Source organism: Bradyrhizobium erythrophlei, assembly GCF_042430365.1.
In the GTDB taxonomy this organism is placed as follows: Bacteria; Pseudomonadota; Alphaproteobacteria; order Rhizobiales; family Xanthobacteraceae; genus Bradyrhizobium; species Bradyrhizobium erythrophlei.
The window spans coordinates 41,947-54,816 of the sequence record NZ_JBHMET010000049.1 but is presented as its reverse complement, the minus strand read 5'-3'; the positions used below and the strand labels follow the sequence as shown (position 1 = coordinate 54,816).

The window sequence follows — 12,870 nt, the reverse complement described above, 5'->3', positions numbered from 1 at the left end:
CTAGGGTGAGGTCGAGCGCTGTCTCAACTGTACGCGGGTAAATCGCCAGTATGGAAAGGAATGGAAAAACCATACGAAAGTTTATTGAGAGCGGGCGCCGATAAGCCCTGTGGGGCGCTCGTCGCGCTGAGCCGGATCGATACAGCTCGCATCGAGTGTTGAGACCCGTAATCCCAATGCGCATCGGCTGATGCCTCGTGCACACCTTGGTCTTCCTCTCGGATCCTGCGCAAAGACCGACAGCCATCTTGGTATGCCTGATTCACTTTCTCCAACTGATGTTTGCTATCCAACATTCCGCCCAATTTGGTAAAATCGATTGTTTTGATAGAACACATCCACACGATGGATAGACTCACAACATGCGGTTCAAAGGTCTTGATCTAAATCTTCTCGTCGCGCTCGATGCTCTGATGACCGAGCGCAACCTCACTGCGGCGGCACGCAAGATCAATTTAAGTCAGCCGGCCATGAGCGCCGCCGTTGCCCGGCTGCGTAGCTATTTCCACGACGCACTATTTACGATGAAAGGCCGGGAACTTGTCCCAACACCACGCGCGGAAGGACTTACGGCTCCAATTCGAGAGGCTCTGCTGCACATCCAACTCTCTATTATTTCGCGCGATGCGTTCGACCCGGCTCAATCGAGCCGGCGCTTCAGGGTCATCCTCTCCGATTTCATGACGATCGTTTTCTTTCGAAGGATCATAGATCGTATCGCGCGGGAGGCTCCCGCCGTCCGATTCGAATTGCTACCGTTTTCGGATGAGCCCGATGAGCTTCTCCGGCGCGGCGAAGTCGATTTCCTTGTAATGCCGGAGCTCTTCATGTCGAGCGTGCATCCTAAGGCGACGCTGTTCGAGGAGATGCTCGTGTGCGTAGGCTGTCGCACAAACAAGCAGCTCTCACGGCAGCTTACTGTCGACAGATACAATTCGATGGGACACGTCGCGGCCAAGTTCGGACGATCACCAAGGCCTAATATCGAAGAATGGTTCTTGCTTGAGCATGGCCTCAAGAGACGAATCGAGGTCGCGGTGCAAGGCTTTAGCCTGATCCCCCCCGTCGTATTGGACACGGTCCGTATTGGGACGATGCCTTTAAGACTTGCTAAGCATTTCGAGAAACTGATGCCCTTGCGGATCGTCGAACCACCACTCCCACTTCCCTCGTTTACCGAAGCCATCCAATGGCCTGCTTCTCACAATACTGATCCGGCAAGCATTTGGATGCGACGGATATTGTTGCAGGAAGCGTCTAGCATGGTTTCTTCGCGTGAGACGCCTCAAAGTCGCAGGCGCTGCTAGGTCATTCACGACGTTTCAAAATTGCTCCTGGCGTCGCTGCAGACAGACATCCTTAACCCTCGGCCCGCTCTTTTTAGGAAGAACGTCTCAGACGGGCTGCCTTGCGACGCAAATAGGATCATCCAATCCGAATTGACGTACTTGAGTGCGCCAGGTCGATGGCGATCGGATCTTGCCCCTCCCGCGCTGCGGTTAGCGGTCTCTAGCGGGTCGTCGAGGCCGGCACCTGCCAATGACCCCTGGGCTAGCCCCAAACTTGTGAGTGGGAATGATCTTCCACGAGTGTGGCGCGCTTGCATTTGGCACCGCGTATCCGCTTGCAAGCAGAGATCACTCGCCGAGATACAATCCGCTTGAATCTCACGCTGCGTCAGGTTGTAGGCTACAAGCCGTGACCTGCGCGACGCCACACGGACATTGATAGCGCGTTGGCGCGCTTGCGGCGCTATTGGCATAAGCGCCAGGTCCGCACTGGTAGTGATCCTCACAGTGATCGACGTAGGGCTGCGAGCGATTGCCGCAGCGCGACAACGGTCGTTTCACGGTATGTGAGTTCGACGCTCCGGTTATTCGCTTGCCGCGATCAAGCAGGCGAACCGCCCCTCTCGCGATGGCACCAAGTCGGAAGGACACGATTCGAGTGGGAGACTGAGTCCGTCATCGACGCCGCCATTGTTGTTCAATGTATCTAACGCAAATGCCTTCCATGGAATAAATATGCGCTTCAAGGGCCTGGATCTAAATCTTCTCGTCGCACTCGATTCGCTGATGACCGAGCGCAATCTCTCCGCGGCGGCACGCAGAATCAACCTAAGCCAGCCGGCCATGAGCGCTGCCGTTGCCCGGCTGCGCGCTTATTTCGGCGATGAGCTCTTTGCGATGAGGGGTCGGACACTTGTCCCAACACCGCGTGCGGAAGGCTTGGCCGCTCCTGTTCGCGAGGCGCTGCTGCACATCCAGCTCTCCATTATTTCGCGGGACGCGTTCAATCCAGCCGACTCGCATCGCCGCTTCCGGATCAGCCTTTCCGATTGCATCACCCTGGTGTTTTTTCGGCGGATCGTGGATCGTGTCGCACGGGACGCTCCCACCGTCAGCTTTGAATTGCTGCCCCTCGCCGATGACCACGATGAGCTTCTCCGGCGCGGTGAAATCGACTTCCTGATCTTGCCGGACTCATTCATGTCAAGCGCGCATCCTAAGGCGCCACTCTTCGAGGAGCGGCTCGTGTGCGTCGGCTGCCGCACAAACAAGCAACTATCACGGCGGCTTACACTCGAGAGATATATGTCGATCAGGCAGGTCGCTGTCAGGTGCGACCTTACGCGTAAACCCTCGATCGAGGACCACTTTTTGCTTAAGCAGGGCCTGAAGCGACGTGTCGACATTGTCGTGCAGAGCTTCAGTATGATCCCACCGATGCTATTAGGCACCGACCGTATAGGGGTGATGCCTTCAAGGTTGGTCAAACATTTCGAGAAAACGGCACCGCTGCGGGTCGTTGACCTTCCGTTGTCGTTTCCCGCATTCACCGAAGCCGTCCAATGGCCGGCCTTTCACAACAGTGATCCGGCAAGTATATGGATGCGAGAGATACTATTGCAGGAGGCGTCCCGCATGGTTCCTCGGCGTGACGCCACGCGAACATCCAGGCGCTCGAAGTTCACTCAGCACCTGCCATCAGCCACCTTACGCACCAATCCAGATATCCACCCGGATACCCCGTGAGAGCCAACTCGCATTCATCTTAACTGCCAATTCTCGAGGTGCGCCCGCAATCGGAGGCACATTTCAATTGCCGCATCCGCGCAAGGGATCCATCGATTCGAAACATCCTGGGTCCGAGACGCGCGATGATCTACAGGCTTCGGGGACTGTCCTGACACTATTGTGCTGTCCGTTGCAAATTGCTATCGAGCACGCCGCGCGAGCAACAGCCCCAATCCGGCAGTTGGATCCGCTCGGGTCATAGATCCCAGTATTCGACGGCAGAGACATTTGTGCGACCCTCTTGGCTCGACCTCGCCGACTCGCACACGCTCTGCTGGCACATTGTGCGGAGGACACTTGACCCGATCGTTTTCACGTTTCGAGACAGGCAACGAACGACTGTGTTGCCTAGCGGCATCACTCGATGCGCGTACCGCGTCATCGTCGCTGCATGCCTCCGGTCCGTCTCCTTTTCGCCCCACCGCAGCCAAACGGCTTGGCCACGTGCGCCGGCCACGCGCAATGACAAACAGGGAGCTGAACGTTGCAGCCATCCAATGGTGTCTTCGATCCAGAGGATCTTTCGGTCTTGGGACAGATTTTTGATAAAGCAGTCACAGCGTTACCGGCATCTATGCAGACTCCTGAGAATCGAACGGCAATCGCCCAGCTTGTGCTGCAACGTGCAGCCGCAGGCGGGAGCGAGTTGGCGTTCCTGCTGAAGTTGATGGACGCGATTTCCTCTGCCGCTTGATCAAGCGGCATTCTGGGATAGCCACCTTGCTTGCGCCGAAATTGAGCTGGTTCAGCTAGAATTGAAATAGCTTGAATCTTACGTGACGTCAGGTTGTAGGCTTTGAAACTGAAACATGACAAAAGCTACACCACGAAGGCGTCGATGGCGCATTGGCGAACTTGCAGAGGCGACCGGAGTAACGGTACGCACTCTGCATCACTATGAGCACACTGGGTTACTTGCTGCGTCGGAGCGCACGGACGGCGGTCACCGGATGTACGACCGCGAAAGCGTTCAACGAGTGCATCAAATTCGGGCGCTCCGTGAGCTTGGCTTCTCCCTTCAGGAGATCGGTCGAGCGATGGAGGGTCGTACTTCGCTTACGGATTTGTTGCGCAAGCATTTGGAGCAAATTGAACTTCAAGTCGCTCGCACGACCCTATTGCGGGATCGTCTACGCAACATGACGACCGACAGTGACCTACGCGTGAGTGTAGACGAGCTACCTGCCACCTTAAATGCCATGTCGAGGGTTGAGAAACGTGCTCAATCTCACCGATGCACATGCAAACTCGCCGCGGAGCGAGAGGAACGGTGGCGGCGGATCCGAGATGAATTGCGCGATTGTATGGATCGTGGCGAGCACCCGTACAGCGAGCGGACGACGGCAGTGGCGCTTGAGGCGCGCTCTCTGATCAGCGAAATCGCAGGAGTTGATTCGACTGGTTCGACGTTTTTGAAAGTTCTTGCACGATTTAGCGCCCCACGCAGTTTGGCCGGCTGGGATCCCAACCTAATGCAATATCTTGATCTCGCGCTTGCCGCATTGGAAGATTAGCCGCACTGACGCGGTTCCGAACGATGCGTGCATAACTGCGGTTCGGCTTCCAGGGACGAGATAGCTGCGTCAGCCCCCCTCGTCGTTGCTGGTTTTGCGCCAATGGATTGATGAATCGACCGCGCTGCTCATCCCGGAGTGGCTTCCGTGATCTGCGAACCTCGACATATTCATCGAGCGGCCACGTCAAGGGGGCTTGAAACGCACGTAGCGTCACATTGTACGGTCTCACGTAGGTGGCCACGTCTCTGGCAACACGATCGAGGACAACTCTGGCTCTCCAGAGGAGATCGGATGGACCTACGGCCCGTCGGAGCCGCAAGGCTGTCTGCACGCTCAAATGAACATCGGGAGCTCCACAATGTCGAATTGGCTTATCAGCTCCGTGGCAGGCGCGGCTCTTCTGTGCTGCGCTTCTGCTTCCACTGCGCCGGCCGCCGACGTCAATATTGCGGTAGCTGGACCAATGAGCGGAAGCAGCGCAGCGTTCGGCACGCAGATGCGGGATGGAGCGGCTGCGGCCGTCGATAGGCTGAATGCGTCGGGCCTATTTCCCAATACCAGGGTCATATTGAGTGTCGCCGATGACGCATGCGACCCCAAGCAGGCCGTCGCAGTTGCAAATAGGCTAACAATCGATCGGGTCCGTTTGGTCGTAGGCCACTTTTGTTCCTCTTCGTCGATTCCAGCTTCCGACGTTTACGCCGAGGGGGGAGTTATTCAGATTTCGCCTGGCTCAACGAATCCTCAGCTGACGGAGCGTGGTCTTAACACCGTCTTTCGGATTTGCGGCCGCGATGACCAACAAGGGGTGGTGGCAGCCGAGTACATTCTGCGACATTATCCGAACAGAACAGTTGCCGTCCTTGACGACAAGAGCACGGCCGGCAAGGGCGTTGCCGATGTCGTCGAGGCACGCCTCCAGGACTCCGGCGTAGATGTTATGCGGCAAAGCTATGTAGCCGGCGAAAAGGACTACACGGCGCTGGTCTCAAGACTGAAGAAGAGCGGAATCCAGGTCGCCTATATCGGCGGCTACCACACGGAGATCGGGCTGATTGTCCGCCAGGCTGCAGAAGCCGGAGCCGGCCTCACCGTTATGGCCAACGATACATTGATGACTTCTGAGTTCTGGACCATCGCGAGCGGAGCCGGAGATGGTACCCTATTCACCTTCATGCCGGACCCGACCAAGAACGCCAACGCGGTCAACGCAGTGGCCGGACTCAAGGCTTCCAACATGTCCGTCGAAGGTTACACGCTTTACGCCTATGCGGCTGTCCAGGCATGGGCGGAGGCGGCCAAGCGTGCCGGCTCCTTCAACGCTGTGCGGGTGGCTGGCGCACTTCGTTCGCAGCCGATTGACACCGTGATTGGCACGGTCCGCTTCGATGCGAATGGAGACAACGCGGCTCCTGGTTTCGTCGTCTATCGCTGGCACGACAATATTGTCGAAGCCGCCGAGTAGAACTGAATGTCGTCGTCGCAAAGCGCCCAGCAGATCCAGCAAAGTAGTCCAAATGATGAGACGCCCTATCGATATAGGTGTTGCGATACTCGCGTCCATTCTCGTGCTCGCGGTTCTCGCTGCGTTTATCGTGCTCGCCGCGGCGCTCGCGGAGCTGCCTAACGCTGATATACCGGAAGGCGAGGCCATCGATGACGGCAGGCGGCTGCCCCCCATACCAAGCTGGTGCCAAGACCCTCTATTGCGGAAGGAAATATGATCTGCTCGACGACGAGCCGGCCTGATTCCTCAGACTTTGGTTGCAAGAGGTCTTTGTTCCTCGTCTAGGGGGATCCAGCTTCGACTTCCCGTCGCCGAGCGCTTCCGTCTTCCGACATTCCTGCCCAGGTAACAACGCTCAAGCTGCAACAGCCTCTCACGAGCCAGCACCAGGCTCGCATCGTGATCATTACGACGGCTCTCGGCTGCTCATAGGGAGAACACCAAATGTCAGACGAAAGACTGCAGCGCGTTCTTTCTTGTCTCTCTCCGGTGGCGCGCCAACTGGATGTTCTACCATCCGGTCGGACTGCTCCGGACACCCCTTACGTGAAACTTGACACGAATGAGAATCCATTCGCGTTACCCGCCATTGTCATGCAAGGCGCGCTCAATGCCCTTGAGCGGCAGTATCTTTACCCAGAGAATGACAATATCAGCTTGAGAGACGCAGCCGCCAGCGCGTACGGGGTTACAACGGACCATGTGATCGCCGGCAATGGATCATCTGAACTGCTCGGACTGATCTACAGAGCCTTCCTTGCCCCTGGTGATCGCGTTGCAATGGTGTCGCCAGGCTTTTCTTTCAACCGCAAGCTTGCCATGTTGCAAGCCGCCGACTTTGTAGAGGTCGCACTTACCGACCGTCACTCCTTGCCGATCGAGCAACTGCTTTCCAGTCCCGCAGCGGACACCAAGTTCATTCTGGTGGCTAATCCGAACAATCCGACCGGGCTCTTCGTTCCGGTCGCCGACATCGAACGTCTCGTGGCACAATCGGATCGCCTAATCGTCTTGGACGAGGCCTATGTCGACTTTGCACCCGACAACGGACTACGTCTCCTTAATCGCTACTCAAATCTTCTGGTCCTACGCACGTTCTCGAAGAGCTATGCTGCCGCCGGTATTCGTGTCGGCTTTGGTTTCGGTCATCCCGAGCTGATTGGCAGGCTTCGTAACATCCAGAACGTCTTCAATATGAATGTAATCGGTCAAGCCGTTGGCATCAGCATCCTTGCTCATCGCGCCGCTTACGAAGATAACCATCGGCATATCAGGCATGAAAGGCAAAGAGTTACAGCTGAACTGTCCCAGCTCGGATTCTCCGTAACACCTTCGCATGCAAACTTCGTGCTAGCCCGTGTGCCGGAGGGGCAGGATGGCAGATGGTGGCAAGCAGCATTGGAGAAGAGGAAGATACTCGTCGCCTTCTTTCCCGATCGGGGTCTTGAAAACTGCATCCGCGTCAGCATCGGTACGAAAAGCCAAATGGATGCATTTCTCGTAGCTGCCAGCGACATTTCTACGCGCTTAGAGACACGCCATTGCTAAGAGACGGACCTTTCGTAGGCTGTGGCACCGCGAGACTGAAATGAGAGCAGGATGAAGCGCATTTGTCCGCGCCTGAGTTACGGACAGCGACAACGACCCAACCCTAGCTCGTGGCGACAGTGGTGAGGGGATCATCTTCGCAACCGTCGCATCGCGACACATCGCCGAACAGTATCCACCAGAAGAATCTCGAGCGGTCGCATAATAGACCTTGACGACTTTGACCGCTCGACAGCTTGAAGCAAGCAGGCCTCCTGCGTCCTACAATCGGAGACGATCGAGTGAACAATGGCATCCCTTCAAAACTGACATGCGGCATCTTCGACCACCTGGACGATGACGGCCGCGACGTTACGCGACTATACGCAGATCGCCTCAAATTAGCGGAGGCGTGCGATTCTCTTGGCTTCTATGCCTATCATTTGGCAGAGCACCACTGCACGCCACACGGGAGAGGTCCGTCGCCGAATCTGTTCTTGTCAAGCGTCGCACAACGCACACGGCGACTTCGCGTCGGCCCTCTGGTCATGCTGCTTAACCTCTATCATCCACTGCGCGCATTCGAAGAGATCTGTATGTTGGACCATTTGAGCGGCGGCCGGCTCGAGCTCGGGATCGGACGAGGCTCGCTGCCGATAGAATTGGGCTACTTCGGCATTAATGCCGACGTGGCGCCGGGCCGTTATGAGGAAGCCAGCGAAATCCTTACCAACGCGATGAAAGGCCACGTCTTATCCTATCAGGGACAGCATTTTGAGCTCAGCGGCGTCCCGTTGACGCTGAGACCTCATCAGCGCCCAAATCCACCGACATGGATCGCCAGCAATCGCCCCGAGTCGGCCCGCTGGGCGGCTGCAAATGGTGCGAATCTCGCGTGCGTAGGCCCCTCCTCTGCTGTTCGAAAAATGACCGATGCCTTCCGTGCTCATCGCGCGCACAGCACCAACGCGGACCATCGAGAGCCATTTCTTGGATTGCTCCGCATGGTCGTGATTGCGCAGTCCCAACAAGAGGCCTATTCGCTAGCGGCAACTGCCTACCAACGATGGCTCGAGAGCTTCAAATTCCTTTACGAGCTCAATGCCATTCCGACACCACCTAACCTGCCGTTGACTTTCGATGCGGCACTCGAGAGTGAATTGTGCGTGGTCGGCACGCCGGCTTCCGTACGACAACTTCTTCTTAAACAGATGGACGAGGCGGGTGCCAACTACCTGCTTTGTCAGCTTGCATTTGGGACTCTGCCACTAGACGTTTCCGTGTACACCGCAACCACGATCCAATCCGAAATCATGGCTCGGCAGTGCTGAATCTGCATTGCCGACCTTGTGAGATCAACTCACGTGGCAGCGCACCTTCATCGTGAAGTCGGTGGCTTGCCAAGGGTCGCGCGCACTTTACTCAGCAGAATCCCACGGGCCATTTCTGTTGAGTCGTCAGGAGGCGTTGGCAAGCGGCCGCGGCCGCCTCAACGCTCTCGTGACGCGGAGCTCGTTCGGAACGGAGCGATCCTGAGCACAATGAACCCGATCGTTTAATCGACGTCCTCGATGGCGACCAGGATCGGGAGCGGTGTCATGGACGAATCGGATCCATTCGGTATGTGCTGGGCTTCGTTCGCTATTCAACGTGTTGATCATGCGCCCGGAGACCTGCGTGCATCGCGCCGTGGCCTATCGACGAGCTGGATGTCTCCCATCAAAACAATCGATTTTACCAATTCTACCTGAATACTCATATTCAATCGCGGGTTCTTGGAAGCAGCATTCGGGACACTCCCATGACAACGAATTCTCTGTCTTTCATAACAGCGTGGAGCCGCAAGCGGCACACCAATCAATTGACCAGTCGATGGCGATAACCTCCCAAACGGCGTAGCAAATCAGATTGACTCACATGCTCTCCCTTTGGCTGCGGCTCATGCGCGCCCCTTATTCATTCTGGAATGGTAAGGAGACAGTGCGGAGCTATGTGATGCATGCCGAAAGCGGCGACGCTGCAGGACATGTCCACGATACTTACACGAGTACCCCAGATTCGGCTGCCGCCTGCAGCGAAGCAAGCAAACTTCCGCGCTACACCACTCATCTGGATTTTCTGTGCACAACGGACATGATAACCGAGTCCGACCTGGTCACGCACTTCGCTGCTGATCGGCTTGCGCCGCATCTGCAGCAACGTCCTCGTTCAGCAGGACGCACATTCCAGAGCACTTTGCCTGCGTTGTGCTCGCTGTTCAGCCGCTCTCGCTATCTCACGCGACATGTCGCCCGGCACTTCGGCCCGCCGCTCTTGCAGCCGTCGCCACTGCTCCGGTTCTCTCTCGATACACCAACCACGACCCTTCGCCTCAGTTCGCAAGACAGCCTATGGAGGTTTAGAATGGAGCAGCAGCAAGCGACCTTTGCGCATGGTTACGAGCTTGCCCAACGAGAGTGAAGGAATATGTCGTCATCCGATCCCGATCACTGCTTTTTAATTAATCTGGAGAAACACTGTGGACTTCGATCGTTGTAATTCTGAAGTGCAGCACCTTGGGCATAGCATCGACCAGAAGGTCGAAGATGTTGCAGGACTAATCTGCCAAGACAAGACCGCGTTGGAAGCGATTCAGCTGCTTAATACGCAGGCAACCGCACTGGGAACAGCTGAACTGGAGCGCGACCGGTCAGACGAGACGGGGATCGGCGGCGAACTTGGCGACAGGAGAACCGAGCAGGTACTAGGGAGACACGGTGGCGTTTTCTATCCAGAAGACCTTCGGGTCTTAGGACGACTTTTTGAACAGACAGTCGCGGCCCTGCCAGCAGCTATGCAAACCTCAGCCAATCGGACCACGATCGCAAAGCTTATTCTGGCAGGTGCGGTGGTAACTGAGGGGCGATTAGCCTTCGATGCAGTCGATGACACTCTATGCCTCTGTCAATTGATCAGACAGACCGCCAACACGTGCTCGTGTTCTGCATAGATAATTCGGCTACCCGCCTGGCATTTGCTCAAATACAGTCTCGCAGCTTGCCAGGCGAGGTCGCACGCCGTCGGGGCGCCGGCAGTTCCCTTCGGTGCGCAGCGCCGTTGTCTTTGCTCACGTGAAGTAAGGTGCAACTGCGCAGGTCGATTTACGGGTAAGCGTTCGCTCGGCCCAAAGCCAGAGGCGCAGCTGCCCTATTCGAACGGAGCTCATTCTGCTTCTCTGCAAGGCACGTTCATCTCCTCCTGATCATCTACATTGCAGCTGCTTCCCCCAGCGACTATCGAATTGAGGGACGATTGCAACTTCGCTACGGCTTGATTTTCGCTTTCTTTGGTCACTCGGCACTCATCCATCCGCCGTTCTGTATGGCCATGTTTCCATACCCACAACCTAACGCACCGTGCGATTAGAGCCATTTGTCCCGAAGGAATGTTGTGTTGAAGTTACAGCAATTCCCGATGATCTTGGTAAGACGCACAGCGCTGGGGGAAAATGAAAGGAACGACACTCGAATGAAAAATTTGCTGCTTCTGACTGCAAGCATTGTCGCGCTCAACGCGGCGGTGCCCGCATTTGCTACGGATCTAGCTCCGGCGCCCGTCTACACCAAAGCACCGCCGCCGCTGCCGGCCTCTGCCCCGATCCATGACTGGAGCGGTTACTATATTGGCATCAACGGCGGTTGGGGTTCGAGCCGCAGCAGCTGGGATTCAGTTGCGCCGTTCCAGGTTGGACCGGAAGGCAGTCATGATGCGACTGGCGGCACGGTCGGTGGCCAAATCGGCTATCGCGGGCAGGTTGGCATCTGGGTGTTTGGTCTCGAAGCGCAGGGCAACTGGGCTGACCTGACGGGCAGCAACACGAGCGCGCTGTTCCCCGGGTCCGTCAACACCTCGAAGATCGATGCGTTCGGCCTGTTCACGGGCCAGGTCGGCTACGCTGCCAACAATGCATTGTTCTATCTGAAGGGCGGTGCGGCTGTGACCTCGAACAAGAACAGCATCAACGCGAGCGCCGGTCCGCTGTTCGCCACCGCGAGCGACGACACGGTTTGGGGCGGCACGGTCGGCCTCGGGCTCGAATACGCTTTCACTCCGAGCTGGTCGCTTGGCGTCGAATACGACCACCTGTTCATGCAGAATCGCACCGTCAACTTCACCTCGCCGGCCACCGGTCTCGTTGCCACCGATCGCATCGGTCAGGACGTCGATCTCGTCACCGTCCGCCTGAACTACAAGTTCGGCGGCCCGCTCATCGGTAAGTACTGATCGCCCGCCAAGCGGCATCGAAAGCTCCGGGCCGCGGCCCGGGGCTTTTTTGTGTGCGCCCGCATGGACATCGCACCTGGAGGTAGGAGCCTTCAAACTGGCCAGCTGACCTCCCCCGTCGAACCGCCCCGTACCGCCCCGCATGCCGACCGTTATGGCGGGGACGTGGAGTACCGCACCCACACTTCCATGCCGATCAGACCTCTCCCCGCGCAGCGCTCACCTACGTGCCCGCCACTTTTCCGAAGCGCCGTCTCGAAGCTGCACAAAGACCTGTTCTCCGGGCAGCCCGTCTTTTTTGAACTGAATGGTTGGTCAAGAGAGCGCGACGATTTCTCAAAAGACAAGGCTCGCCGTTCACTTCTTTCTCTCACTTGGTTGTGAGGTACGCTTGATCAGTGAGCCTTGATGCAAACCTGGATTGGCTCCCTTGCCGCGTTGCCTCACATCTGCGAAGCACCCTACCGCATCGACGATGCCTGACCATATGCCAAGCTCGCACACTTACCGCGCAGGAAATCTCGACCGTTCGCGCGGTGATCTGAGCCTCGACCTCTTGATGCACGAGGTTGTGAGGAACGCTGTAGTCATGTGAGCTCGATATGATAATCGAGGTGGACCCGGCAGCGCTTCCAGTTGCGCACACTCATAGGACTCATCCAGCGGGGAGGTTAGCGCCGGGCGGCATTGAGCAAAACGGGCACGGGCGCAGGCGGCGTCGACACGTTCCAGCTCGAGGCTCTCGCGGGGCTCGCAATGCCTCAACCATCGACGATCAGTACCGGCGTAAAGCCGCGTTTTTATTGCCGAGACACCTCTGCTCGTCCGCGACATGGCAGCGTCTTTCCCGGTTCGCAGATTGTCACCATGCGCAAAAACACCGGTTCTTGCGCGCCTACAGCCTCGAATGCAGGGTGCGCGACCTGGCCGACGTCGAACAAGTTGCGCAAGCTCCCCGCCCTCTCCGGCTGACATCGCT

The 12,870-nt window shown here is 57.1% G+C and carries 10 protein-coding genes; 9 read left to right on the top strand and 1 reads right to left on the bottom strand.

The features are described 5' to 3' along the window. Window positions 1-362: 362 nt before the first annotated feature. The 9 genes from nodD1 to ACFFWD_RS07660 all read left to right on the top strand — a co-directional run bounded on the left by nodD1 (window position 363) and on the right by ACFFWD_RS07660 (window position 11,891). Complete coding sequence (nodD1, locus tag ACFFWD_RS07700) at window positions 363-1,307, top strand: transcriptional regulator NodD1 (RefSeq protein ID WP_376963134.1); 945 nt, start codon at window positions 363-365, stop codon at window positions 1,305-1,307. Between the two features lie 717 nt (window positions 1,308-2,024). After that, on the top strand, window positions 2,025-3,035 hold the full coding sequence (locus ACFFWD_RS07695) for a LysR family transcriptional regulator (RefSeq protein ID WP_376963131.1): 1,011 nt from the start codon (window positions 2,025-2,027) through the stop codon (window positions 3,033-3,035). A 526-nt stretch (window positions 3,036-3,561) separates the two neighbouring features. After that, window positions 3,562-3,771: a hypothetical protein gene (locus ACFFWD_RS07690; RefSeq protein WP_376963129.1), complete on the top strand. Its 210-nt coding sequence runs from the start codon at window positions 3,562-3,564 to the stop codon at window positions 3,769-3,771. Window positions 3,772-3,886: 115 nt separating this feature from the next. After that, window positions 3,887-4,591: a MerR family transcriptional regulator gene (locus ACFFWD_RS07685; protein WP_376963127.1), complete on the top strand. Its 705-nt coding sequence runs from the start codon at window positions 3,887-3,889 to the stop codon at window positions 4,589-4,591. A gap of 361 nt (window positions 4,592-4,952) precedes the next feature. Then, entirely contained in the window at window positions 4,953-6,059 is a 1,107-nt protein-coding gene (locus tag ACFFWD_RS07680) for a branched-chain amino acid ABC transporter substrate-binding protein (RefSeq protein WP_376963124.1), read from the top strand. Between the two features lie 486 nt (window positions 6,060-6,545). Beyond that, entirely contained in the window at window positions 6,546-7,649 is a 1,104-nt protein-coding gene (gene hisC, locus ACFFWD_RS07675; protein ID WP_376963121.1) for a histidinol-phosphate transaminase, read from the top strand. A 281-nt stretch (window positions 7,650-7,930) separates the two neighbouring features. Next, a complete protein-coding gene (locus ACFFWD_RS07670) occupies window positions 7,931-8,959 on the top strand; it encodes an LLM class flavin-dependent oxidoreductase (protein WP_376963118.1) in 1,029 nt (342 codons plus the stop codon). A 1,187-nt stretch (window positions 8,960-10,146) separates the two neighbouring features. Further along, on the top strand, window positions 10,147-10,617 hold the full coding sequence (locus ACFFWD_RS07665) for a NolY (protein ID WP_376963116.1): 471 nt from the start codon (window positions 10,147-10,149) through the stop codon (window positions 10,615-10,617). Between the two features lie 518 nt (window positions 10,618-11,135). Continuing rightward, window positions 11,136-11,891, top strand: coding sequence for an outer membrane protein (locus ACFFWD_RS07660; RefSeq protein ID WP_376963113.1), 756 nt, complete (start codon window positions 11,136-11,138; stop codon window positions 11,889-11,891). Window positions 11,892-12,261: 370 nt separating this feature from the next. Here the strand turns inward: ACFFWD_RS07660 and ACFFWD_RS07655 are convergent, their stop codons facing one another. Continuing rightward, window positions 12,262-12,456, bottom strand: coding sequence for a hypothetical protein (locus ACFFWD_RS07655; protein ID WP_376963110.1), 195 nt, complete (start codon window positions 12,454-12,456; stop codon window positions 12,262-12,264). Window positions 12,457-12,870 lie beyond the last annotated feature (414 nt).

What these genes read in the sequence shown, in the direction of transcription:
- nodD1 (WP_376963134.1), top strand. Translation starts at nt 363, where the DNA reads ATGCGGTTCAAAGGTCTTGATCTAAATCTTCTCGTCGCGCTCGATGCT.
- ACFFWD_RS07695 (WP_376963131.1), top strand. Translation starts at nt 2,025, where the DNA reads ATGCGCTTCAAGGGCCTGGATCTAAATCTTCTCGTCGCACTCGATTCG.
- ACFFWD_RS07685 (WP_376963127.1), top strand. Translation starts at nt 3,887, where the DNA reads ATGACAAAAGCTACACCACGAAGGCGTCGATGGCGCATTGGCGAACTT.
- ACFFWD_RS07680 (WP_376963124.1), top strand. Translation starts at nt 4,953, where the DNA reads ATGTCGAATTGGCTTATCAGCTCCGTGGCAGGCGCGGCTCTTCTGTGC.
- hisC (WP_376963121.1), top strand. Translation starts at nt 6,546, where the DNA reads ATGTCAGACGAAAGACTGCAGCGCGTTCTTTCTTGTCTCTCTCCGGTG.
- ACFFWD_RS07660 (WP_376963113.1), top strand. Translation starts at nt 11,136, where the DNA reads ATGAAAAATTTGCTGCTTCTGACTGCAAGCATTGTCGCGCTCAACGCG.